22 protein-coding genes and 1 riboswitch are annotated in these 21,889 nt (G+C 52.7%); of the genes, 3 read left to right on the top strand and 19 right to left on the bottom strand.

The window, feature by feature from the left end:
- Positions 1 to 42: 42 nt before the first annotated feature.
- The 13 genes from OEL90_RS11860 to OEL90_RS11800 form a co-directional block, all read right to left on the bottom strand.
- Entirely contained in the window at positions 43 to 1,338 is a 1,296-nt protein-coding gene (locus tag OEL90_RS11860; RefSeq protein WP_331488131.1) for a radical SAM protein, read from the bottom strand.
- A 255-nt stretch (positions 1,339 to 1,593) separates the two neighbouring features.
- Positions 1,594 to 3,801, bottom strand: a complete 2,208-nt coding sequence (locus tag OEL90_RS11855; protein ID WP_300688794.1) for a methyltransferase domain-containing protein — start codon at positions 3,799 to 3,801, stop codon at positions 1,594 to 1,596.
- An 82-nt stretch (positions 3,802 to 3,883) separates the two neighbouring features.
- Positions 3,884 to 5,188: a B12-binding domain-containing radical SAM protein gene (locus tag OEL90_RS11850; RefSeq protein ID WP_300688791.1), complete on the bottom strand. Its 1,305-nt coding sequence runs from the start codon at positions 5,186 to 5,188 to the stop codon at positions 3,884 to 3,886.
- Between the two features lie 35 nt (positions 5,189 to 5,223).
- Positions 5,224 to 6,447, bottom strand: coding sequence for a hypothetical protein (locus tag OEL90_RS11845; RefSeq protein ID WP_300688789.1), 1,224 nt, complete (start codon positions 6,445 to 6,447; stop codon positions 5,224 to 5,226).
- Entirely contained in the window at positions 6,444 to 7,547 is a 1,104-nt protein-coding gene (locus OEL90_RS11840) for a GNAT family N-acetyltransferase (RefSeq protein ID WP_300688787.1), read from the bottom strand. Before OEL90_RS11840 ends, OEL90_RS11845 begins: the two co-directional genes overlap by 4 nt.
- Positions 7,548 to 7,699: 152 nt before the next feature.
- Positions 7,700 to 8,053: a hypothetical protein gene (locus OEL90_RS11835; protein ID WP_300688785.1), complete on the bottom strand. Its 354-nt coding sequence runs from the start codon at positions 8,051 to 8,053 to the stop codon at positions 7,700 to 7,702.
- An 11-nt stretch (positions 8,054 to 8,064) separates the two neighbouring features.
- Complete coding sequence (locus OEL90_RS11830; protein ID WP_300688782.1) at positions 8,065 to 8,328, bottom strand: hypothetical protein; 264 nt, start codon at positions 8,326 to 8,328, stop codon at positions 8,065 to 8,067.
- Between the two features lie 272 nt (positions 8,329 to 8,600).
- Positions 8,601 to 9,851 carry an NAD(P)-dependent oxidoreductase gene (locus OEL90_RS11825; RefSeq protein ID WP_300688779.1) on the bottom strand — a complete coding sequence of 417 codons (1,251 nt, stop codon included), beginning with the start codon at positions 9,849 to 9,851 and terminating at the stop codon, positions 8,601 to 8,603.
- Positions 9,852 to 10,077: 226 nt separating this feature from the next.
- Positions 10,078 to 11,070 carry an LPXTG cell wall anchor domain-containing protein gene (locus tag OEL90_RS11820; RefSeq protein WP_300688777.1) on the bottom strand — a complete coding sequence of 331 codons (993 nt, stop codon included), beginning with the start codon at positions 11,068 to 11,070 and terminating at the stop codon, positions 10,078 to 10,080.
- 45 nt (positions 11,071 to 11,115) lie between these two features.
- Positions 11,116 to 11,207, bottom strand: a riboswitch (cyclic di-GMP riboswitch).
- Positions 11,208 to 11,598: 391 nt separating this feature from the next.
- Positions 11,599 to 12,099, bottom strand: coding sequence for a VanZ family protein (locus tag OEL90_RS11815; protein ID WP_300688773.1), 501 nt, complete (start codon positions 12,097 to 12,099; stop codon positions 11,599 to 11,601).
- Positions 12,100 to 12,207: 108 nt separating this feature from the next.
- A complete protein-coding gene (locus OEL90_RS11810) occupies positions 12,208 to 12,375 on the bottom strand; it encodes a hypothetical protein (protein WP_291403276.1) in 168 nt (55 codons plus the stop codon).
- A gap of 191 nt (positions 12,376 to 12,566) precedes the next feature.
- Entirely contained in the window at positions 12,567 to 12,986 is a 420-nt protein-coding gene (locus OEL90_RS11805; protein ID WP_300688770.1) for an EamA family transporter, read from the bottom strand.
- 164 nt (positions 12,987 to 13,150) lie between these two features.
- Complete coding sequence (locus tag OEL90_RS11800; protein WP_291403278.1) at positions 13,151 to 13,471, bottom strand: (2Fe-2S)-binding protein; 321 nt, start codon at positions 13,469 to 13,471, stop codon at positions 13,151 to 13,153.
- Positions 13,472 to 13,715: 244 nt separating this feature from the next.
- Between OEL90_RS11800 and OEL90_RS11795 the strand changes: the two genes are divergently transcribed.
- A complete protein-coding gene (locus OEL90_RS11795) occupies positions 13,716 to 14,420 on the top strand; it encodes an HAD family hydrolase (protein WP_300688766.1) in 705 nt (234 codons plus the stop codon).
- A 664-nt stretch (positions 14,421 to 15,084) separates the two neighbouring features.
- Here the strand turns inward: OEL90_RS11795 and OEL90_RS11790 are convergent.
- From OEL90_RS11790 to OEL90_RS11770, 5 genes are all read right to left on the bottom strand, one after another.
- Positions 15,085 to 15,792, bottom strand: a complete 708-nt coding sequence (locus OEL90_RS11790) for an ABC transporter ATP-binding protein (protein ID WP_291403280.1) — start codon at positions 15,790 to 15,792, stop codon at positions 15,085 to 15,087.
- Entirely contained in the window at positions 15,785 to 16,558 is a 774-nt protein-coding gene (locus OEL90_RS11785; RefSeq protein WP_291403281.1) for an ABC transporter ATP-binding protein, read from the bottom strand. The genes OEL90_RS11790 and OEL90_RS11785 overlap by 8 nt, the downstream gene beginning before the upstream one ends.
- Complete coding sequence (locus tag OEL90_RS11780) at positions 16,500 to 17,612, bottom strand: branched-chain amino acid ABC transporter permease (protein WP_300688762.1); 1,113 nt, start codon at positions 17,610 to 17,612, stop codon at positions 16,500 to 16,502. Before OEL90_RS11780 ends, OEL90_RS11785 begins: the two co-directional genes overlap by 59 nt.
- Before the next feature lie 14 nt (positions 17,613 to 17,626).
- Positions 17,627 to 18,499: a branched-chain amino acid ABC transporter permease gene (locus OEL90_RS11775; RefSeq protein ID WP_291403283.1), complete on the bottom strand. Its 873-nt coding sequence runs from the start codon at positions 18,497 to 18,499 to the stop codon at positions 17,627 to 17,629.
- A 133-nt stretch (positions 18,500 to 18,632) separates the two neighbouring features.
- Positions 18,633 to 19,772, bottom strand: coding sequence for an ABC transporter substrate-binding protein (locus OEL90_RS11770; protein ID WP_291403284.1), 1,140 nt, complete (start codon positions 19,770 to 19,772; stop codon positions 18,633 to 18,635).
- A 522-nt stretch (positions 19,773 to 20,294) separates the two neighbouring features.
- On the opposite strand from OEL90_RS11770, the gene OEL90_RS11765 reads away from it, so the two are divergent.
- Both OEL90_RS11765 and OEL90_RS11760 read left to right on the top strand, forming a co-directional pair.
- The gene (locus OEL90_RS11765; RefSeq protein ID WP_300688758.1) at positions 20,295 to 20,585 is read left to right on the top strand and encodes an AbrB/MazE/SpoVT family DNA-binding domain-containing protein; all 291 of its coding nucleotides are present in this window, start codon (positions 20,295 to 20,297) and stop codon (positions 20,583 to 20,585) included.
- The gene (locus OEL90_RS11760; RefSeq protein ID WP_291403286.1) at positions 20,585 to 20,941 is read left to right on the top strand and encodes a type II toxin-antitoxin system PemK/MazF family toxin; all 357 of its coding nucleotides are present in this window, start codon (positions 20,585 to 20,587) and stop codon (positions 20,939 to 20,941) included. The genes OEL90_RS11765 and OEL90_RS11760 overlap by 1 nt, the downstream gene beginning before the upstream one ends.
- Positions 20,942 to 21,158: 217 nt before the next feature.
- On the opposite strand, the gene OEL90_RS11755 is transcribed toward OEL90_RS11760, so the two are convergent.
- A complete protein-coding gene (locus OEL90_RS11755; RefSeq protein ID WP_291403287.1) occupies positions 21,159 to 21,761 on the bottom strand; it encodes a type IV toxin-antitoxin system AbiEi family antitoxin domain-containing protein in 603 nt (200 codons plus the stop codon).
- Positions 21,762 to 21,889 lie beyond the last annotated feature (128 nt).

Here is a 21,889-nt window from a genome sequence, read left to right as displayed (position 1 = left end):
GTGCTTATGCCGATGGTGGGTTGAGGGACCATCGGCTGAAACTCAAATAATATTGGGCGTAATCCGCTGCCGGATCTGCCGTCGGTAATAAAGATTCACACCCAGATAAAACAGCGCCCGTCCCAGCGCCCCCGGCGAACCCAGGACCTCCCGCCGAAGCAGCGAGCGGCGCACAATGCTGCGAAACGAAAACACCTCTTCATACAGCGACCAGTACGCCGCCGTCAGCGCCTCCGGGCTCATATGCCGGGGCTGATGCACGGCCTCGCTGCCGTTATAAGCGTAAATATCCGAGTTCACAATCCGGCCCTCGCGCTGCATCGTCTCAAAATAATCCGTCCCGGGAATCGGCGTCAAAATGTAGAACCGCGGCACCACAATCCGGTTCTCCTCAATGAACCGCGCCGTCGCCCGAATGGACTCAAGCGTGTCCCCTTCGCCGCCCACCACCATCTCCGTGGACAGGTCGATCCCCGCCCGGCGCACCGCCGCCAACAGCGCCGGATAATCCGCCGGTACCGCCCAGGCCTTGTCCATCCCCTGAAGGCTCTGCTCCGAGAGGCTTTCCAGCCCAAAGCTCAGGGCAATGCACCCCGCCCCGGCCATAGCCTCCAGCAGCTCCGGATCCCGCCCCACGGAAATGTCACACTGGGACAGCCACTGCATCCCAAGAGGCCTTAGCCCCTCGCACAGTGCCAGCAGATACCTGCGGTCCGCGCCTATGTTGTCGTCCAGAAGCAGGAACTTCTTAAAGCCAAGATCCCGCACCTGGCGTACGTCCCGCAGTACTTCCTCCAGAGGCCGCTTCAGGTAGCGCCCCCGGTAGAGGCAGTACACCGAGCAGAAGCTGCAGGTGTTGGGGCAGCCCCGGCCCGCCTGGACCGGCAGGAAGTCGCCAATGCGCTTGTTCACAATCAGGTCGAACCTCGGGAGCGGCGTGTGGTAGAGGTTGTCAGGAGGTGTCGGTGTCGGTTCCCCCGCCTTCTCAGCATTGGCGTGGGGGGCGGAAACGGGACCACGGGTTAAAGCCGTCTTTGAACCAGTCGCTGTATCCGTCGCCCTGTAAAGCGGCTTCAGGGCCCCCGCCTCAAAATCCCGGATGACCTGAGGCCACAAGTCCTCAGCGTCGCCCACCACCACCGCGTCCGCGTGCTTCCCGGCCTCCTCGGGCATCAGACTCACCATGTAGCCGCCCAGGACCACGGTCTTGCCCCGGGCCCGGAATTCTCGCGCAATATCCAGCGTCCGCACCACCGCGTGGCCCATGCTGCCAATCCCAATCAGCGCCGCGTCGGTGTCCCAGGGGATCTCCTCGATCGTCTCCAGGATGATCTCCACCTCCCAGTCGGGCGGCGTCAGCGCCGCCAGCAGCGGCAGGCCCAGGCCCACGAAGTAGAGCCGGCCCTTCTTGATGGGCTTTTTATTTTGCCCGCTGCCCGCGTAGGGCGACGACTGGATCAGCAGGACCTTCTTCTTTTTCGGTGATTCCAGTACGTTAAGTGCATCTGCCGATGGTTCCCCGTCCGCCATCCTCTTCTCCATGGTGGTGTGCTCCTTTCGGTTCTTATCTTTGGTTATACGCCTCGGAAGCGGTTAGCCCTGGCGAATTTTCTTCAGATATTGAAGGCTCACCCGCGCCGAGCCTGTGGAAAGCCTTATCACCGGCATCAGACCATAGCGGCGGATCAGCTCGACCACATGGGCAGGGCTGGCCACGCGCTTATGATAGAGCTTCAGCATCTCCCAATAGAAGCCGCGGACGCTGAGTTTTTGGGGTTTTAGAACCAGGTGGGCCAAATCCCATTTTGGATAGTCCTCCCGTGGGACTAGGAGCTGGTCTTTGTAGTCGTCGAAGATCGCGGTACCCGGCAGAGGCGTCAGAGGCTGGAGGTTGACAAAGTGGACGCGGTTGGCTTTCAGCCAGCGGTTCAGGGTGTTGAAGTCCTCTTTGTCGAAGTCCATGCCTAGAATCAGCGTGCCGTAGAGCTCGACTCCATGGCGCCTCAGAATGGCAGCGGCTTTTTCATTTTCCTCAAGGCTGGTGCGCTTGCTGTAGGTGGTCAGGTCCTGGGCCCGCACGGATTCGAGGCCTATGATCACGGCCCTCAGACCGGATTTTTTGAAGCGCTCTATAATGTGCTCGTTGCGGGCGACAAAGTCTGCCCGGCCGTAGATCAGGAATTTCTTGTTTAGGTTGGCGGCGTCCAGCTCGTCGCAGAAGTTTTTAACCCTTTCTGCCGATACCAGGAAGTCGTCATCCACAATGTAGACCTCTTCCTCAGGGATGGTTTTCAGTTCCTCAATGACGTCGCGGATGGGCCGCTCGCTGTAAACGCCGCCGGTGATCTCCCGGCAGAAGCAGAAGCTGCAGTCGTAGGGGCAGCCGTAGGAGGTTTTGATGAGGGCGCAGGGGTTGTGGAACATGTAGTAGTATTTGTCCCGGTAGCGGGCGGTGCTGCTGCGGTCCGGAGGCAGGAGCCCTTGGCTTGCTGCGGTTTCCTGGGCCGCGCCCAGCCAGACCCGGGCTTCCTGGACGGCATCTAAGGATGAAACTGGGTGTCTGACACCCAGTTTCTTCTTTTTCGTGAAGACGCGGTCGAAGACTGGTGTCTCGCTTTGCTCTGTCAGAAAGTCCTCCGGCACCACCTCCGCATGGACACCTCCAACACCGATGAGCGTTTCCGGATTCCAGGCTTTAATGGCTCGCGCGGTGTCCTTTAAGGTGCCCACATGGGTAATGTAGCCGCTCATGAGAACGACCTCCGGCTGGAACTCTTTCAGGAAGGCTTCCAGCGGCCGGTGCTCCAGGATCATGTCGACAACCAGCGTGTCATGCCCGTCCGCGCCAAGGTTGGCAGCCAGGTATTCCAGTTCCAGTGGCTCACAAACCATAACATGCTGGAGGCCTATGGTTTCAGGATCCGGCATCACCCGCAGAAGCAGGATTTTGAGGGGGTTTGTGCTTTTAAAATCGCGTCCGTATTCCCGGTATAAATTAGTTGTTATATTAGGTGTCTGTCCCTGGTTTGATTTCGGTGTCAGACACTCGTTTGAGTTTGGTGTCAGACACTCAATTTGATTTGGTGCCAGAGCATTTCCCGGAATATTTCCCAAATTCGGCGCCTCCCCAGCTTTCAAACGCAGCACCATCAATATAATCGACGGCATGAACCACGCCGTTTTCACCTTTTCCACCGACTCCACGACAAAAAAACCCGCCGCCATCTGCTTCAGGGCATCCACACTATAATAGCTCGCCGTCCCGGTCGTCAGCTTCACCAGGGACAGCACCGCCGCGTCGTACGTCGAATTCGCCGATGCCTGCGCCAGTACCAGCACGCCATCGGGCGCCATGATCGCCGCCATGTCCGCCAGCACCTTCGCCGGATCCGCATAGTACGGCAGCGAATGGGTGCACAGGACCACATCGAACTTTTCGCGTTCGTGAGCGTTCAAAACCAGTCCCCGCAGCGCCGACGCGTCCCGAACTTCGAAAGTCAGCTCAGGGTGCCGGCGCCGCGCCTTCGCGATCATGCCCGGTGAGGCATCAATGCCAGTGAATTGGCCGATGGTGGCCTCACGACCATCGGCAGCAGCACTAGTCTTTTGGGCCACTCCAGCCTCCAGTGCCAGTTCTCCAAGCAGCTCGCCAATGCCGCAGCCCACATCCAGCACCCTGGAATCCGCCCTCAGACGACCCGCCAGTTTCGCCGCCACCGCCCGCCGGGTCGGACCCAGGGACACCTTTTGAACCCACAGGCGCTCATAAAAATTAGACCAAAAGTCCCAAACCACACTCATGAACGCCACCTCCAAACGAGAAACTCGGTGTGAAACTCGGTGTCAGACACCAAGTTTCATATTTCAGACATTGCCGATTTCCTCACTTCAACCGTGCACCCAAAGACAACCACCAAAACCTCAGATAAAACAGCCAGGCGGGCATCCGGGTCGGCCGCATGACTAAATGAAGAAAATCAAACCGAGCCGGCCGCGCCAGCCGTGGATCCTTCATTCGCTCCGCATACTGATTATAAACCGTCGTCCCCTTCAGCGGCGTCAGTATTGATACGGTGTAGCGCCGCACCCCGTGGGATTTGATCCACGCTTCGAGTCGCCTGAAATCCGCGGCGCTGTCGTCCGGAGAGACCAAAAAGAGCGCCGTCAGCCTGGCCCCGGCCTCTCGAATAATCGACACTGCCCCGGCGTTGTCTTCCGCCTCAAGGCCCTTCCCGAGCTGCCGCAGCTGGGCATCTTCAACTGCCTCCAGGCCCACGATCCACTCCTCGAATCCCAGTGCCCTCAGCCTGGACACGTAGTTCTGCAGCCGCACCACGGAATCCGCCCTGGCATAGGCTATAAACCTCTTCCTAATGCCCTCATCCGCCAAGCCTTCCAGCGCCTCAATCCACGCCTCCGCCCGCTCGGCTGTCGTCAGAAAGCAGTCGTCCACGATCCAGATGGTGTCGGCGTTGATGCCGCGCAGCTCTTGTAGGACGTCTTCCATGGGCCGCTCCCGGTACTCGCCACCGTTCAGCAGCCGGCAATAGCAAAACTCGCACTGGTGCGGGCAGGACAGCGCCGTCTTCAGCAGCGCGACTTCCCGCTGCGCCACGTACCGGATTTTGTGTTTGTGCGCCTCGAAATACCTGCGGTCCGGCTTCGGTAACTCAAAAGCCTTTCCTTCTGCCGATGGTTCCGTCCTCCCCCACTCTCCCCGGAGGTTCTTAAAGGCCAGTCCCGGCGTGGTTTCGTATAGATAAGGGAAATCCATCCCCTGCTCAAAATGTGCCTTTAGAAGAGCAGACAGTCCCCAAAGGGCATTCGCGTAAAACACGGCGTCAACGGAGGGTACGAAAAAGTCCTCCGGACACCCTTCAGCGTGAACACCGCCGACCCAGACGGCCACGTCTTTGCTGAGTGCTTTCGCATGGTCTGCCAGACTTATGATCTCCTCAACCGCGGTCACATACCCGCTGAGCATCAGTATGTCAGGCTTTTCCTGATCCATTATTCGCTTCGTACTGCCGCCCTCGAGCCAGGGATCGTAAATTCTGCAGGTCAGTCCGCTTTCGGAGAAGCCGCCCAGCACCGCCGCGATCATCTCCAGCTCCAGGGGCTCTGTGACGATGGGCCTGAGGCGCGTCATCAGCGACCTGCCATGGCACTTTATGAGTAGGATTCGCATGTGACACCCCCAAACCTGGTATAAAGACCGTGTCCTCACTTAAAAACATGATGCTTCGTCCTGTATCGCTGATACGAAAAATGTTTGACTAAGGTTCCCAGCAGCTTATGCATGATTGGATTGGAGTGGGCGACGTAGAGGTACTTCAGCTGCTCCAACGCCCCGGTTTTCGACTTGCTCTCCGCAGCGGTCTGGCCGAGGTTGATGGCTGTGCAGCCATCGTCAATAGCTTCTCGGATGAGTTGGAGAAGGAGATTGCGGTAAAGATCAAATTTCTGGAGCTGAGACCGGTCAAAGCCCCCCAGGACAAAATGCCGGAGGATCCCCGCAGGTGTAAGCTCATCCAAGGTTTGGACGAAAGCCAGGGGACGGCTGTTGTGGGCAAATTTAAACGTGCGGCCCGGGAACTGTTCGAAATAGGCGGGTTCCAGCTTTTCAAGCTGGTCTTTGGAATGGTTGAAGACGTCCACATAGAGCGGATAGAGATCCGGCTCAAAGGCTTGGCAGGACTTGGATTCAAGCTGATTAACAACATTCAGCTCTGGCACCGGATTCAAGTTGGGGTCAGTCACCGAGTTGAAGTTGGTGACAGGCACTGAGTTGAAGTTGGGGTCAGACACCAACCCAAGTCCGGTGTCTGTCACCAAACCCAAACCAATAGTCTCCACCCCATCAAAGGCCTCAAGGGCCCGTTTGACCTGGCGCCGGTAAGGGCTTCGAAGAGCCGCGACATAAGCATCAAAATCCTTAAATTTCAGCGGCAGCACATAACTGGAGAGGGTCAGCCCCTCTGGCAGCTCAAACCCTTCGCCTTCAGGCACATTCAAGATCACCGTCAAACCCTTCAAATGGCGCCGGATCCAACGTGCCATAATTAGCCGTCCCTCAGGCTCCCGGGTCGCGAAGCCCGGCGCCGCCACGGACAGCGGAACCCCAATCACAGCAGCAGGAACAGCCAATCGCCCAAACCTGGCAAAGTTCAATAGATTAAGCTTCAATTCATACGTCACAAACAAAACCCCAGCGTCCTCCGAAAGCCAGTAGCGCTGGCCGCAGGGATTGACCGACTCCAGGAACTCAAGAAATGCCTTTTCCAAATAAATCGCTCCGCCACCGGGCGTCCCAAGCCGCCACTCAGCCAGGCAGGCGTCCCACGCAGCCGGCAACGCCGAAGCTCGTTCGAAGCATTGGAACTCAATTTGTGGGAGGTTGGCTGCAGCTTCCACTCTGAGGGTCTTTGATTTTACCGGCCCTGTCATAGCCCACCACACTCACCGTCCGCCTCCACCTCTATCAGAAACACCTTGTAATGGTGCCCCTCCCGGTCCGCCCAGCGCTCACCAAAGCCCCGGGAGGCCGTGTTTTCGCTCAGGATCCAGCCCGCCTCGCACCGCTTGAACCTACCGCGAACCCGCTCCCGACATGCCTCGAAGAGCCGGACCACGCCGCCCCGGCTCTGGTGCTCCGGGATCACGCCCAGCTCCACGATCTTCATAGTGTCGATCCGCCCCGGCCAAAGCTTCCACCTCAGCCAGGTTTTTAGGCCAATAGTCTCCCCCGGCCTCATCAGCTGATTAAAGTCAGGATACCAGAGCATAAACCCCACCGGGTCTTCCCCAAAATACAAAAACAAAAGATTCTCAGGCTTCAGGAAAGCCTTAAACTCCCTGAACAGCTCCAAATCCTCATCAATGCGCCGCTGGTAATAAAACCGATGCGCCCCAAAAGCCGCATTATTGATTTCCGTATAAATCTGCGCGGTTCGTTCCAAATGCTTAAAATCCGCAGGCTCGACCCTATAGCCCTTGGAAATCCTGCGCATCAGGCGGTCTGACACCGGCACCTCAAAGGATTCAAGATTCACCTCATAAGTCAGCATAGAGACCGTCTCAGTGGCGATCCCCTCAAAATAATTTTTTATGTAAGCCGGGTGATAGGCGCTGCCAAAAGTCGGCACCTCATCAAAGTGATCCGCCAGAATCCCAAGACCGTAGTTCACGTGGAAATTGAGACCAACCAGGAGCTTTTCCGCGCCTCGTTCCCGGGCAAGTGTCCGCCCGCGGGCCACCAGCAGAGCGACAGCCTCTTCCTGACCCTCCAGAGCTTCAAAGCACGCCAGCTGAAGGACTTCGGCCATGCGGTCCACCTGGGCAAAAACGCAAGCTGCCACAGGTCTCCCCCCATCCACGACCAGCACCGGTTCAAGAAACGCCGACTTTGCCATGACGCCCTTGCCAGACAGAATCGTCTCCAGGGTCGTGCTCATGATGTCCCTTCTCAGGGGATCCATTTTATTCAGCTGCTTCACAAACTTTATATAGTCGCCAGTTTCGCCCGGCCCCAGCACGCGCAGCTCCATGTTGACCTCCAGTAAACCTTTTTTACAGTATAACATTTGAGGGGGCTGGACACCAATGGCTATGGGCTTTCTGCGGATGCCCATGGGCACAAAAAAAGAAAAAAGAGATGCTGCCGATGGTCATTCAACCACCAACCTCACCTCCTTAAAATTCACGACATGATGATAATGTAAAGCATCAGATTCACCACAAACGGCGCAGCGTAAGCACCCAGAAGCGCTAAGAGCGGTGCCGCCTGCGAAAGAGCCGACTTAGGCGCCATCTGATCCATAGTGTTGACGTTGTTGTGATCATACACCCGCCCCATGGCAAGAAAGTTGCCGCGGCTCTCAACCCCAAAGAACAGCACCAGCGGCGTTATCAAGGCCAGAAACGCCCAAACGAAGAAAAAGAATTCAAAATTGAAGCTGTCCATAGTTCTGCGTGACAAGAACAGATACGCGCCTGCCTCGACGGCAGAAAACACCATCAGAAACCGGATGGCTTTTTTCAAATTTTTCTTCATCTGACTACCTCCTAAAGACGGAACTGATCATACGGGAAGCTGGAGGTGCTGAGTTGCTTTGCCGAGGGTTGGTCACTGCCGCCGCTTGATATGGGCTGATTCCAGCCCAAGATCCACAATATCAAAAGCGCGTTGAGGCCAAAAAAGAAGCCAATCCAGAACCAACGGTCGGCCTCATAGCCACGACCACTGCGAAGTGCCACTGATTTGCACGCGGCACCAAAAGTGCTTCCAATTACCCCCCAGGCGACTACCACGACAAAAAAGTCAAACATCCAACGACCTCCTGTTTATGACTATGACATGAATAAAACTAGAGTGGGTTGACCTGTCGCAGCCACACATTTCCAGTATGCCCGTTTTTATGAGTTATAAACCTGAATTGTGACGTTTAATGGTATTTTAATGGAAATTTCATTTCCGTCTGCGTCACCAGTTTCGTTTTTGTCCGCGTCCCCAACTCCGTTTTGGTGCCAGAGCTTGCGATAACGGTTCTCAACCACCGCGGCAGCCCGCAACCACCCACAGCACTCACCTTTCAGCGCGCCTATACCTCAGCCTCAGTTTCTGTGCCACGTCTCGCCCCCTGAACATAGGCATCCATCATCTCCGCCACTTGCTTTGTATATTTCACCGCCTCAACCACCGTGCGCGCCCCGGTCACCACATCCCCGGACGCGAAAACCCCCGGCCGAGTCGTCCGTCCCTCCTCATCCGTCACTATCAGCCCACGGTGATCAATCTGAATCCCCTCCGTGTAATTGACAATGTTCGACTTTGGTCCCTGGCTCACCGCAATGATCACAGCACTTGCCTCAAGCAGCCCGCGGCTTCCCTCAACCAGAGTGATCCCCTCAGGCGTCAGGGCTGTCTCGTTATAAACCACGCCACCCGCGTTAATCTCAACCGGCGACTTGTAATACTCGAATTTGACCCCGTCGATCTCAGCGTAATCAATTTCATATTTCCTGGCCGATAGTCGTTCCCGCCCCGACCGCGCCATAATCGTCACATCCCGCACACCGTGCCTCAAGATAGTGCGCGCCACATCCATAGCAACATTGCCGGCGCCAATCACGACGACCCGGTCCCCAAGCCTGTAGGCGCCTGGATTCCTCAGATAATCGATCCCAAAATGAACATGCCCCAGGGTCTCGCCCTTGATGCCCAGCTTCCGCGGATTCCAGACCCCCGTTCCTATAAATAGTGCGTCGTACCCGTCCCGAAACAGATCATCCACCGTCAGCACCGGCCCAATCAGCACATTCGGCCGAATCACTACCCCCAGCTCGATCAGCTTCCGCTCCAGCCGCGCAATGATCTCCATGGGCAGCCGGAACTCAGGAATCCCATAGTGCAGAATGCCCCCAATCTTGTCGTTCATGTCAAAAATGGTGACCTTATACCCTTTCAGCGCCATAATGAACGCCAGCGTGATCCCCGCCGGCCCAGAGCCCACTATGCCGATGGTCCCACAGTCCCCCACCCCCGCAGCCAAAGGCAGCATATCCAAACTATAATTGGAGATGTAATTCTCTATACTGCTGATGTGAACCGGGGTCCCCTTGGCCGCAAGCACACAGTGCCCTTCGCACTGAGCTTCATGGGGGCAGACCAGCGAACACACCAACGACAATGGATTGTTGTCAAACAGCATCTTGCCGGCATCGCCAATCCGACCCTCCAGCAGCATCCCAATCATCTCCGGAATTGCCGTTCCCACCGGACACCCCTTGACACACCTCGGCGTCTTGCACTTTAAGCAGCGTTTTGCTTCATCTATGACATGCAGTCCCATCTATAACAACCTCCAGCTTTCAGAATTAAAATTTGTTGAATACGCACGCCTTGTATTATGTATTCTGTATAATATAGCATGAATTCTGAAAACTTGGGATCATAATTATTTCTTTAACGGTCTTTGACTTCACCATTCAACACATAAAAAAAAGCGCCTCCATCAACAGAGACGCCTTACTGTGTCGATCTTTAAAGTTCATGTTCGTCGGATCGTTTCAATACTATTAGAACTTTTTTCTTAATCCAATTCCCAATCCCATAAGAAGTGTGCCTATTGAGTAAATTGCTGTCGGCGGCACTTCACCGGTTTGAGGAAGCTTTTCAGGGATTTGCGCTGCAAGTGGTGTCATATTTTCTTGAACTTCTTCCATGACATCCGGAGTTTCCTGAGTTGTTTCATTCAGTGTTGCATTAGCAAGCGGAACTGGTGCGCCAATGACGGTTTCAAGATTGCCTGAGGTGTTGGATTGAGTAGACTTCGAAGTAGTCTCAGGTGATTCTGTTTTTATGTCAGTCTGACCACCAGTTTGACCACCGTTTCCCCCGCCAGTCTGTCCGCCGGTTTCTTCGTCAGTTTGTCCGCCGGTTTGTCCACCGGTTTCTCCGCCGGTTTCTCCGCCGGTTTGTCCACCGGTTTCTCCGCCGGTTTGACCACCGGTTTCACCGCCAGTTTGTCCACCGGTTTGTCCGCCGGTTTGACCACCGGTTTCTCCACCAGTTTGTCCGCCGGTTTCTCCGCCGGTTTGACCACCGGTTTCACCGCCGGTTTGACCACCGGTTTCTCCACCAGTTTGTCCGCCGGTTTCTCCGCCAGTTTGTCCGCCGGTTTCTCCGCCAGTTTGTCCGCCGGTTTCTCCGCCAGTTTGTCCGCCGGTTTCTCCGCCAGTTTGTCCGCCGGTTTCTCCGCCAGTTTGTCCGCCGGTTTCTCCGCCGGAATTTCCATCATCATCTTTTTCTTTTTCTTTTTCTTTGACTTTGTCTTTTTCTTTGTCTTTGTCTTTTTCTTTGTCTTTGTCTTTGTCTTTTTCTTTTTCTTTGTCTTTGTCTTTATCTTCATCATGGCCATAGCCATAGCCATTGTGATTTATATGGCCTTGTCCGGTTTCGTTGGTATGTCCGTCACTTCCATAAGCTGCCATCATCCCAAACGGTACTGCAAGCGTGATTATGAGCACAAAAATAAGGGATTGTGCCCATGATTTAAAATAACGTTTCATGGTATTTCCCCCTGTCAAGTAGGTTATTTATCTATGATTACTTGACACGGCAACTGGACTGCCATAACCCGAATAATAAGGTCTTAGGCTCCATGGTTTTGCGTCCCAGCCTTTCAGCTGGTTTGCCTTTTTCGTATCAACGATCCTCCTCTTCAAACTTTTAAAGAAACACACAGTAATCTACTTTCAGAATAGTAAGATAAAACAACCTTGTCAAGTTGAATTTTTCGGCTGAAAGCCTTATGTAAACCCGCTTTCAGAGATCTGAGAGCGCTCATTTCAAGATGTTGTATCAAATTCTAAACAATATGATTTTTGACACAAAATGTGCCAAAAAAAATTATTTTCCGCAATCTACAAGAAAAATTTTTGTCACCCTTTTCCCCGCTGGGTGAATGTGCCCTTATGTGACCATCGGCAAAAAGCACTTAAATGTGGAAGGGGTGCCTGCGACTTGTGTCTATCAGCCCCCGCTTCCTCCCCCAAAAAAATTCCGCCGATGGTCACGCCGCCATCTCCACAGCGCCATTACCCCCGACGGACCTCTTTCAATTTCTTTCGATCTTTCCTGACAAACCGCCCGACCGCCAGCATCACCGAGATCGCCAGCCATGCAACCAGCACGCCCAGCAGCGCCCCACCGGCGTCCAGCGCCATGTCTGACAACATCATGGTCCGCCCCGGCACAAAATGCTGGTGCACCTCGTCCGCGACCCCAAGCAAACTCGCAATCAGCCAGGCCGGCAGCACCAGCCGCAGCCCTTTGCGGCGCGTTAAAGTAAAAAACGCCACCGTCACAAACCCGCCCAGCACGGTAAACAACAGCAGGTGCGCGCCTTTTCGCGCCAAATATTTCAACAAAACAACCGACGGATCCGTCGACCGTATCAATTCCGCTTTCGTCGCCAGCCCGAGCCGGACCAGCACCTCATAGGTCTGCTGTGTTGTCTCCTGCATGGCCTGACTCGAGAACCAGTAAATCACCGCAACCCAGACAATTACCAACAGCAGCGTCAATACGCGCTTCACGCGGGCATCCCCCCTCACCTCAACCATTATATGTCGAGAGCGGGGGTGAGGTCAAGGCCGCGCGCAGGTTGACATAAAATTGTTTTCGCCAGCAGCGCAGTTCTTCGTCTACATTGAATTCCCGCCGCGCTCCTTCTCCCTGATATACAGGTCCAGCGCCCGAATCCCCCTGTGCGCCAGCTTGAACATCAGGTAGTAAAGGTAAACCGTCAGCACCAAAAATCCAATCACAACCGCGACGTTAAAAAGTCCAAACACGCTCCAAAATGCGTTCATTTTCCAGCCTCCAAAAATTTTTTCTGCCGATGGTCACCCATACACCCAGCCTTTCCCTATTACCCGCCTGATCCTATCCTAAAACCAATTCATGCCGTATTTTGAATAATGTCACCCTTGAATTAATTGCCTAAAAAATAAAAGTGCCCTAGCCTGGTTGAGAAAAAACACAGGCTGGGGCATTTTTAAAACTATCTGTTAATCAATATCAGTCCCGCAATGCACAGCACCGCCCCAAAGATCTTGTTGACCTCAAAGGCTTCCTTGTAGATCATGATCCCCACCGGAATCAGCGCGATAGCCAGGGCGATATTCGCCACAAGACTGCCCACGCTGATGTTCCAGCCAGCCCTATAGGCAGCCAGGAAACCGAACTCCAGCCCTAAAATTGAGATGCCCAGCAGAAAGGCCGTCCAATTGAGAGACTGCAAGGACTCAATGATACCTTTGTCCGTCTTATAGAAGAGAAGCGCGACAACGGACAAAGCCGCCGCAACCAGATAGGTCACAGTCAGGCTCACAAAAGGATTGATCTTATCTGGTGTGGACTTTTGAGCGATATGGTACAGGATGTTGGACGCGACGATCATGACTATCGAAAAGACGTACATGAGGCTCTCCTCCCGGTATTATATTCCATAACTAAGTATGCTGAATAAACTGGATTTTAAGCCTGGTTTTTGCCAGCAGGTTAAACAAATGTTAGTTTAGATATTTACAGAACGATACATTAGGTTCTGCTATGGATGTTGCTGCTATTCGTTCTTAACTGCGACTATCTTCCAAGCTCGATAACATTTGCGACCAGGGCTTTACACTTGCCGCAGTCCGACCCTGCGCCGGTCACTTCAGCCACCTGATCCGCGGTGGTAGCGCCATTTGAGATCGCGGTCAAGACGTCCTGGAACGTGACGTTTTTGCAGCCGCAGAGCATGGACATAATGTTGTCCAGGTTTTCGCTGCAGCCATCGCATTCGCCGCAGGCGCCGGTGACAGCTTTCAGCTCCTCCAGTGAGCGCGCGCCGCCAATTTGCGCCTTTCTGAATGCCAGATACTCAACATTATTAGTTGTACAAATGATACCTTTACTTGCCATTTTTAAGTTCTCCTTTTCTTATGTGGTTTTTCCCAAGCCTCTATTTGGGTGCTTTTTGAAATCTTACCAGGAGATTTTATATTATTTTTGAAAAGATTTCAAATCCTTTTCTGTGCTTTATCGTGGGTAATTTGTGCTAGAATAAAGTAACGTTGAAATGTGATACTGGCTGGGCTGATGGGGCGGATGGCTGACCATCGGCAGAAGCCGGCTTTTGGAATTGAAGGTTAAGGAGCGTTTTGAGATGGAACAATTGAGTATAGCGCCTCAAAAAAATAATTTTGCCGATGGTCACCTGACTCTCGCCTCACTGCCGCAGAAATTCAAAGGCTTTCTGTTCGACATGGACGGCACACTGTTTGACTCGATGACAATGTGGCGGCACCTGATGCCGGATTATCTGCGGACTCACGGAATTGAGCTGCCGCGGGAGGTTCACAAGTCCATGCAGGGAAATTCTCTTGGGAAGGTCGTCGAAATTGTCGCCGAGCTGTATCATGAGCACTTGGACGAGCGGGAGATGTTCGAGTATTATGACCAGCGGCTGAAGGCTGCTTATGGGGAGCAGGTCGCATTTAAACCCTTTGCGCTGGAGTATTTGCAGCATCTGAGGGCTCATGGGCGCCGTCTCGCGCTGGTGACCACAACGGACCGGGTCTATGTGGATGTGCTGTTTGAGCGCTTTGGACTCCACGACTATTTTGAGGTGATCCTGACAATTTCGGATGTCGGGGCGGGCAAGAATAAGCCTGACATCTATCACGAAGCGGCCCGACGGTTAGGGCTTGGCGTGCAGGAATGTGTCGTCTTCGAGGACGCGCTGTTCGCGCTGGAAACAGCCCGGGCGGCGGGATATGTGACCGTTGGCGTTGAGGATCACGGGCATGTGGATGATGAGACGCTGGAAAAGCATTGCGATTTGATGATTAAGAGTTGGGATTGGGCGTAGGGGTTTGGTTTGGAAAAAGGAATGGAAAAAGGAAAGGAAAACGGCAAAGCGCGCCGTTTTCCTCTTAACTGAATTAGATGAAGGAAATTGGTGCGGCTGCTCCAATTTCCTTTTTTTTATGCGTTGGGCAAATTACACCGACAGCGCGGCAGTCATCATGAGTCGCAGTCGCCGCAAGACCTGTAAGACTTGCACCTAACAAGCTCTGGCACCAAAACAAACTCGGTGTCAGACACCAACTTCAACTCAGTGACAGGCACCAAGTTGAAGCTGGGGACGCGGACGGTAATATAACTACACCTCACTATACAGACGTGTGCCCTCGCTCCGCCCAGTGGGCTGCGCCTTTTCACGAAAGCTACACCTCACCATACAGACGTGCACCTCGCTCCGCTCCGCTGCGCTTCGGTACCAGGCTGCGCCCCCAGCGCAACACACACCTCACCATACAGACGTGCACCTCGCTGCGCTTCGGTATAGGGCCAAGCCCCACGCAACGCACACCTCACCATACAGACATGCACCTCGCTCCGCCTTCAACCACGCTTCGCGTGATTAAAGGCTGCGCTTCGGTATAGGGCCACGCCCTATACAAATAAAGAAAACACCATGTGTCTGAGAGCAAGCTCTCTGACACATGGTGTTTTCTCTATTTGTGCACGTCCTAAGCTTCGCCTAAGTATGCCTTCCTAACCCGGTCATCCGTCAGCAGGGCCTTCGCTTCACCCTCTATGGTGATGCTGCCTGTCTCGAGGACATAGGCGTAGTCCGCCAGCTGCAGGGCAATGTTTGCGTTTTGTTCAACGAGCAGTACGGTTAGGCCCGTCGTCTTATTCAGGTCCGCTATGGCGCTGAAGATTTCTTGGACGACAATTGGCGCTAAGCCCATGGAAGGCTCGTCCAGCATCAGCAGGCGAGGCTTCGACATCAGGGCGCGGCCAATAGCCAGCATCTGCTGCTCGCCACCGGAAAGCGTCCCGCCCAACTGCTTTGCCCGTTCCTTCAGCCGCGGAAAGAGCTTGAACACGAATTCCTTGTCTTTAGCCACGCCATCCTTATCCTTGCGCAGATAAGACCCCATATCCAGGTTCTCTTCCACCGTCAGGGCCGTAAAGATCCGCCGGCCCTCCGGCACGTGAATGACGCCCTTTCCAACGATTTTTTCCGATGGCAGCGCCAGCAGGTTCTCCTCCTCAAAGAGGATCTGACCTTTGCACTTCACCAGATTCGAAATGGCTTTCAACGTCGTGGACTTGCCGGCGCCGTTGGAGCCTATCAATGTGACAATCTTCCCTGCAGGAATTTCAAAAGTCAGGTCACGGAGCGCGTGAATGCCGCCGTAATAGACGTCAATGCCTTGAACCTTAAGCATTCTGCTCCGCCCCCTTTCCAAGATACGCCGCTATGACGCGATCGTTCTTCATAATCTCCTCAGGCTTGCCCTCGGCGATCTTATTGCCATAGTCGAGAACGGCGACACGGTCGGAGATGCCCATGACCAGTTTCATATCGTGCTCGATCAACAACACGGTGAATCCCCTGTCCCTGATCTTGCGGATCAATGTCGTCATTTCCACTTTTTCATTGGTGTTCAGTCCAGCCGCAGGCTCGTCCAGGAGGATCAAGCGCGGAGACGACGCCATAGCCCGTGCAATTTCCACGTGGCGCTGAATGCCATATGGCAGACTGACGGCGATTTCGTCTTTGTACTGTGTCAGATCCAGGAATTCCAAGATCTCTTCACAGACGGAACGGATCCTGACTTCCTCCAGCTTGTGGCGCTTCAGGTGCAAGAGCGCGTCAAAGATACTGGAAGACGTCCGGCAGTGCTGGCCAACCATAACGTTCTCGAGGACCGTCATGCTGGAGAATAAGCGGATATTTTGAAAGGTTCTGGCCATGCCCAGCTTGGTGATTTCAAAGGGCTTGGATTTTTTTAGCTCCGCCCCCAGAAAGTCGACGCGACCCTCCGTTGGCTCGTAAATACCTGTCAGCAGGTTGAAGAAAGTCGTCTTGCCGGCGCCGTTGGGGCCGATCAAGCTGACAATTTCGTGCTCATCGATATGGAAATCGACCTTGCTAACGGCCGTTAGACCGCCGAAAACTTTTGAAATTCCAGATGCTTCTAGGATTTTCATCGGCCGCACTCCTCCTTTTAAGACTGTCGAGACTGATCATGCCCTGCGGGCGAATGATCATCATCATAGCCAGCAGGATGCCGTAAATGGCGTATCTGTAAGTGGAGATGTCACGGAGGGCTTCCGGCAGGATGGCCAGGATCACGGCGCCAACAATGACGCCCGGAATGCTGCCAAGACCGCCCAGAACCACCATGGTCAGAATGGTGACGGACTCCATATACGTGAAGTTGTCCGGGTTGACGTAGTGGACGAAGGAGGCGAAGAAGCCGCCCGCGAAGCCTGCAATGACAGCGCCAAGGACAAAGGCCAGGATCTTCATGTTGGCCGGATTGACGCCCATGGACTCCGCCGCGATCTCGTCATCCTTGACCGCCGCGAGGCCTCGGCCCAGCCTGGAATCTTCCAGACGCTTGCTGATAATGATGGTCACAATCACCATGACGAGGATAATGTAGTAGTAGCCGGTGTTGCCCTTGACCGCCATGCCAAAGAAGGATGGGGACGGGATGCCCGGAATACCTGCAGGGCCACGGGTAAAGGTGCCCCAGTTGATCAGGATCAGTCTGAGAATTTCACCAAAGCCTACGGTGACTATAGCCAGATAGTCGCCCTTGAGGCGCAGAGTCGGAATGCCCAGCACGAATCCGAAAATACCGGCCACGACGCCGCCCGCCACTAAAGCGATCCAAAAGTTCACGCCAAACGATACTGTCAAAATAGCCATGGTGTACGCGCCCAGGGCGTAAAACGCCGAGTGGCCCAGGGACAGCTGCCCCGCCTGGCCCAAAACAATGTTGAGGCTCAGCGCCAAAACAATATAGAGCAGTACCATGACGCTGGTTCTTAAAATGTAAGGCTCACCGGCCAGCAGTAATGGCAGCACAAGAGCGAACACGCCCACACCTGCGATAAGGAGCTTCTTTTTTCCACCGCCAACCTTAATCAGCTTCTTGCTGGCAAAGTCGAAGAATCGGGCCAGGACTTGAATGGCCACAAAAAGTATCACAGAGTAAAAAATCAAATTACGGAGCACAGTCATCAAATTTGTCATTTAGCCGCGCCCCCCTACACTTTCTCTTTCATAGTCTTGCCGAGGATGCCCGTAGGCTTGAACAGCAGGACTATGATCAGGATCACAAACGCAATGGCATCGCGGTAGCCGGAAGAGACATAGGCTGCCCCGAGACTCTCTGACACGCCCATGAGCATGCCGCCAATCATGGCGCCCGGAATGCTGCCAATACCACCTATAACCGCGGAGATGAAGGCTTTGAGACCTGGCACGAAACCCATCATCGGGAAAACTGCTTTATAATACATGCCGACCAGAGCACCCGCGGTTGCCCCAAGGGCGGAGCCCAAGGCGAAGGTAAAGTAGACCACGCGGTTCGTATTGATGCCCATCAGTCTTGCCGTGTCCATGTCCTGGGACACGCAGCGCATGGCTTTGCCCATTTTGGTGTATTTGACAATATAGGATAAGACCGAAACGAGAACGATAGTGACGACAATGATAATGATCTGAATGGTCGACATTCTGAAGCCGGCGAAATTGTAAATTTTGTTGGTCATGACCTCCGGGAAGGACTGCGTCTCCGGTCCCCAGACCAGCATGGCGAAGTTCTCCAGGAAGATGGCGACACCAATCGCCGAGAGGAAGAGGCTGATCCGCGGCGCTTTAAAAACCGGGCTGTAGGCAAACTTGGCAATCGCGATTCCGAACAGCGCCGCGCCGGCCATGCCGAACAGCATCGCTGCAGCGATGGGCAGGTTGAGAATCGTAATGGCCGTCAGCGTCAGAAACGCGCCCACCATGTACAAATCGCCGTGCGCGAAGTTGATCAGGCGGATTATGCCGTAGACCATGGTATAGCCAATCGCTGTCAGGGCGTAAATCGAACCGAGCGCAATCCCGTTGCTGAGATGCTCCATAAACATGCGTAGACACCACCTTTTGAAATGCACGCCCCCTTGTGACAGGGGGCGTGGCGGAGTGAAGCGTTCATTTGAAAGTTAGTTGATTGCTCTCAAAACAATTGTAAAAATCTTTTTGCCGATGGTCCCGGAAGTCCTACGGCTGAACATCGGCAGGAACGATCTTGCCGTCTTTAACGGTGAGGATAATGATGTTGCGGGAAACCGCGTTGTCAACAAACGTGATTGGGCCGGCAACGCCAGGGAATTCCTGCGTCTCGTTGAGGAACGCTGTGATGGACTCGCGGTCCGCGCCTTTGGTTTTCATAGCTTCGAGGAGAACGAGGGCGGAGTCATAAGCGAGAGCAGCGTAAGTATCCGGCTCTTTGCTGTATTTCGCGACGAAAGCCTCTGTGAATTCTTTAGTGCCTGCGAACTCGATGTCCGGGTGGAAGAAGCCAGTGAACTTGATGCCTTCAACCGCGTCGCCGCCGAGCTTGACGAGCTCGTCAGAGCTGATGCCTTCTGTGCCGAGCATGTCGATGCTGAAGCCGGAATCCTTGGCTTGCTGAGCGATAAGAGCAGTTTCAACATAGTAGCCAGCGACGAACAGGAGGTCCGGGTTGGTGTTCTTGATGTTGGTGAGCTGCGGGCTGAAGTCTTTGGACTGGCCTTCGAAGTAAGTTTCAGTCGCGGTGATGGTGCCGCCGAGCTCTGTGAAGCGCTTCGTGAAGTCGTCCTTCAGACCGACGCCAAAGTCGTTGGCAGTGAACATGATGGCCGCGTTTTTCTTGCCCATTTGGTTGTAGGCGTACTCAGCGAGTCTGTAAGCCTGATCTGTATCCGTCAGGGAAATTCTGAAGATATGCGGTGTGGAGCCGTCTGTGATCGCTTTGTTGACGGAGTCTGTGATGACCGGAATGCCGGCTGCTTCATAGATGCCGCGGGCTGCCAGCGTACAAGAGCTGTTCCAGTGGCCTATGATCGCAAGCACGCGGTCATCCGCAGCGAATTTCTGCGCGACGTTCGGTGCTTCTTTAGGGTTGCCTGTGTCGTCGCCGACCAGGAGCTTGACCTGCTTGCCGTCGATGCCGCCAGCAGCGTTAACTTGCTCGAGTGCGAGTTCGATGGCTTTGACTTTCATGTCGCCAAACTGCGCGGAGTCACCCGTCATAGGGTTGGCGCTTGCAATGTAAAGTTCTGTGCTTTCTTCTTCTGAGCCGCCGGAGCATCCGGCGAGGGCTGTGACTGCGAGGAGTAGGATCATTAATAATGCCAGCATTTTTTTCATGTTCATTGTTTCCCCCTTAAAGTCTATGTTCGTTTTTTCCAGTGCGTCTGCCGATGGTCACGCCATCTCTGCACTTAGTTATATAGCAGGAAGGATGCCAAGATGGCGTGATTGCGTGAATTTTCATGAAATAATAAAAATATTGCGAAAATTTAAGTGTTGTTGAAATTTTCACCCCTGAAAAGGTAAAAAGACCCTCGCCGAGGGTCTTTTTCTGATTGAAGCAGGCGGACTTACTTACTTGATTATTCGTCATTTTTCGACAAAAAGTATGCAATAATTTCATGTCATGCAAAAACTGCATGATTTTAAGTACGGTGACAGTCACTGACTTTAAGTTAGTGTCAGACACTCACATCAAATGAGTGTCTGACACCAAACTTGAATGAGTGTCTGACACCAAACTTAAATGAGTGTCTGACACCAAACTTGAATGAGTGTCTGACACCAAACTTAATTTTGTACCAGAGTTTTCGATCACAGTTCTCATTTAGGCGCACGTCTACCTCGCGCGTTAAGAGGTGCATCTTGCAAAGTGTAGATACGCGGTATATACTATTCTTAGAGGTGATGACCATGTATACGACCCTCCAAAAGTGGGGCAACAGCCAAGCCATCAGAATTCCTAAGTCCATCCTTGAAAAAGCTAATTTAAAAGAAAACGATCCTGTCGAATTGAAAGTGGAAGACGGCAACTTGATCATTATTCCACTCTATAAGCATATGACCCTAAAAGAACGAATTGCCGCCTATGGGGAAGCAGAAGCACCCTCTGAGGAATGGGACACCGGAAAACCGAAAGGCAAAGAGGTGTGGTGATGACTTACATTCCTGATCACGGCGATCTAGTCTTTCTCGAGTTTGACCCCCAGGCCGGACACGAGCAAATAGGAAAACGTCCCGCACTTGTCGTTAGCAACAAAACCTTCAACCAATTTACTAAACTCACCATGGTTTGTCCCATTACCAATACGCAGAGGAATTACCCCCTTCACGTAACACTGGATTCAAGGACAAAAACAACAGGCGTCATAATGTGTGAACAGGTGAAGTCGTTGGATTTGAATGCCAGAAAAGCTACTTTTTTTGAGCGAATCCCGGACGATATTCTGGCTGAGGTGCTTGATATTTTGAATGGCTTTATTGAAATTGAAGAAGACAAAGGAACAGTTTAGATGCAAATATAAAATGGAACGCATCCTCAATATGCGCTCCATTTTTTATAATTACAAATGATTATTCCTGCCATTTCGTTAAAGTTGAATCCCAATAATAACTCCATTCATTATTTTGAAGGATCGCTTCATAGGTAATGCACCATAAGATAGTCAAATGGTTTATTATCGCGTACAGATATTTGTTTTATCTTTGCTTTGACACTATCTGCATTATTCATAAAAGCGCCTCCACGTAAGGTCTGATGACGTTCTTAATTCTCAGCTTTTCAGCGTATTTGAACAAACGTTGTAGATCACGCTTACCAGACATATAATTTCTTAGAACTTCTATTGCTAGATCTATACCTAATAGATTTCTTTTTCTAAAAAAGTCACATACTGTGCGTTCACGATCATAAATTCGAATGCTCATATTTTCATTTCCAATTGTTTGCAACCCCAACTCAAAAGTTTTCTGAGAAGATGCAATGAGCACAACCGGGGGAGACTCAGGTATTGAGACTCTCGTACGAATTGATGGCACAGCAATATAAATTGCAGAAGGGTTCACTGTTGTTAAATCATGATATTCTGCTGCGGTATACCAACATAATATTCCAAACGGAATAATAGTTGATACTTTTTCAATATCAGAAATCTCGTTCTCAATATCTGACAGCATATAATATCCTGGTTTAATCCTTGTCAGATCCCCAAGTGAAACAAGTTCGGCGATTTCTCGGCTACAAAGCCTGTGTTCATTCAGAAACTTAGTTTTAATAATTGGTCCATATTCTGCAAAAAGGCTTCTTACATGTTTTCTTTTATTTTCTGTCATATGATCACCAAATTACATAGTTTTATATTTTTTTTATGTTTATTAATGATATTATCTTACCCCCGAAACGAATTCTAGTCAAATAAAATCATCAAATTACATATTATTAAAACTGATTTATGTAAATC

It is taken from the genome of Acidaminobacter sp. (assembly GCF_030247605.1).
Taxonomy (GTDB): domain Bacteria; phylum Bacillota; class Clostridia; order Peptostreptococcales; family Acidaminobacteraceae; genus Acidaminobacter.
The sequence above is the reverse complement of the archived record's forward strand: the minus strand, read 5'-3'. Positions and strand labels throughout refer to the sequence as shown.

What these genes read in the sequence shown, in the direction of transcription:
- OEL90_RS11825 (WP_300688779.1), bottom strand. Translation starts at nt 9,851, where the DNA reads ATGGGACTGCATGTCATAGATGAAGCAAAACGCTGCTTAAAGTGCAAG.
- OEL90_RS11790 (WP_291403280.1), bottom strand. Translation starts at nt 15,792, where the DNA reads ATGCTTAAGGTTCAAGGCATTGACGTCTATTACGGCGGCATTCACGCG.
- OEL90_RS11780 (WP_300688762.1), bottom strand. Translation starts at nt 17,612, where the DNA reads ATGACAAATTTGATGACTGTGCTCCGTAATTTGATTTTTTACTCTGTG.
- OEL90_RS11820 (WP_300688777.1), bottom strand. Translation starts at nt 11,070, where the DNA reads ATGAAACGTTATTTTAAATCATGGGCACAATCCCTTATTTTTGTGCTC.
- OEL90_RS11840 (WP_300688787.1), bottom strand. Translation starts at nt 7,547, where the DNA reads ATGGAGCTGCGCGTGCTGGGGCCGGGCGAAACTGGCGACTATATAAAG.
- OEL90_RS11835 (WP_300688785.1), bottom strand. Translation starts at nt 8,053, where the DNA reads ATGAAGAAAAATTTGAAAAAAGCCATCCGGTTTCTGATGGTGTTTTCT.
- OEL90_RS11795 (WP_300688766.1), top strand. Translation starts at nt 13,716, where the DNA reads ATGGAACAATTGAGTATAGCGCCTCAAAAAAATAATTTTGCCGATGGT.
- OEL90_RS11845 (WP_300688789.1), bottom strand. Translation starts at nt 6,447, where the DNA reads ATGACAGGGCCGGTAAAATCAAAGACCCTCAGAGTGGAAGCTGCAGCC.
- OEL90_RS11785 (WP_291403281.1), bottom strand. Translation starts at nt 16,558, where the DNA reads ATGAAAATCCTAGAAGCATCTGGAATTTCAAAAGTTTTCGGCGGTCTA.
- OEL90_RS11770 (WP_291403284.1), bottom strand. Translation starts at nt 19,772, where the DNA reads ATGAACATGAAAAAAATGCTGGCATTATTAATGATCCTACTCCTCGCA.
- OEL90_RS11805 (WP_300688770.1), bottom strand. Translation starts at nt 12,986, where the DNA reads ATGTACGTCTTTTCGATAGTCATGATCGTCGCGTCCAACATCCTGTAC.
- OEL90_RS11800 (WP_291403278.1), bottom strand. Translation starts at nt 13,471, where the DNA reads ATGGCAAGTAAAGGTATCATTTGTACAACTAATAATGTTGAGTATCTG.
- OEL90_RS11775 (WP_291403283.1), bottom strand. Translation starts at nt 18,499, where the DNA reads ATGTTTATGGAGCATCTCAGCAACGGGATTGCGCTCGGTTCGATTTAC.
- OEL90_RS11850 (WP_300688791.1), bottom strand. Translation starts at nt 5,188, where the DNA reads ATGCGAATCCTACTCATAAAGTGCCATGGCAGGTCGCTGATGACGCGC.
- OEL90_RS11810 (WP_291403276.1), bottom strand. Translation starts at nt 12,375, where the DNA reads ATGAACGCATTTTGGAGCGTGTTTGGACTTTTTAACGTCGCGGTTGTG.
- OEL90_RS11830 (WP_300688782.1), bottom strand. Translation starts at nt 8,328, where the DNA reads ATGTTTGACTTTTTTGTCGTGGTAGTCGCCTGGGGGGTAATTGGAAGC.
- OEL90_RS11755 (WP_291403287.1), bottom strand. Translation starts at nt 21,761, where the DNA reads ATGACAGAAAATAAAAGAAAACATGTAAGAAGCCTTTTTGCAGAATAT.
- OEL90_RS11855 (WP_300688794.1), bottom strand. Translation starts at nt 3,801, where the DNA reads ATGAGTGTGGTTTGGGACTTTTGGTCTAATTTTTATGAGCGCCTGTGG.
- OEL90_RS11760 (WP_291403286.1), top strand. Translation starts at nt 20,585, where the DNA reads ATGACTTACATTCCTGATCACGGCGATCTAGTCTTTCTCGAGTTTGAC.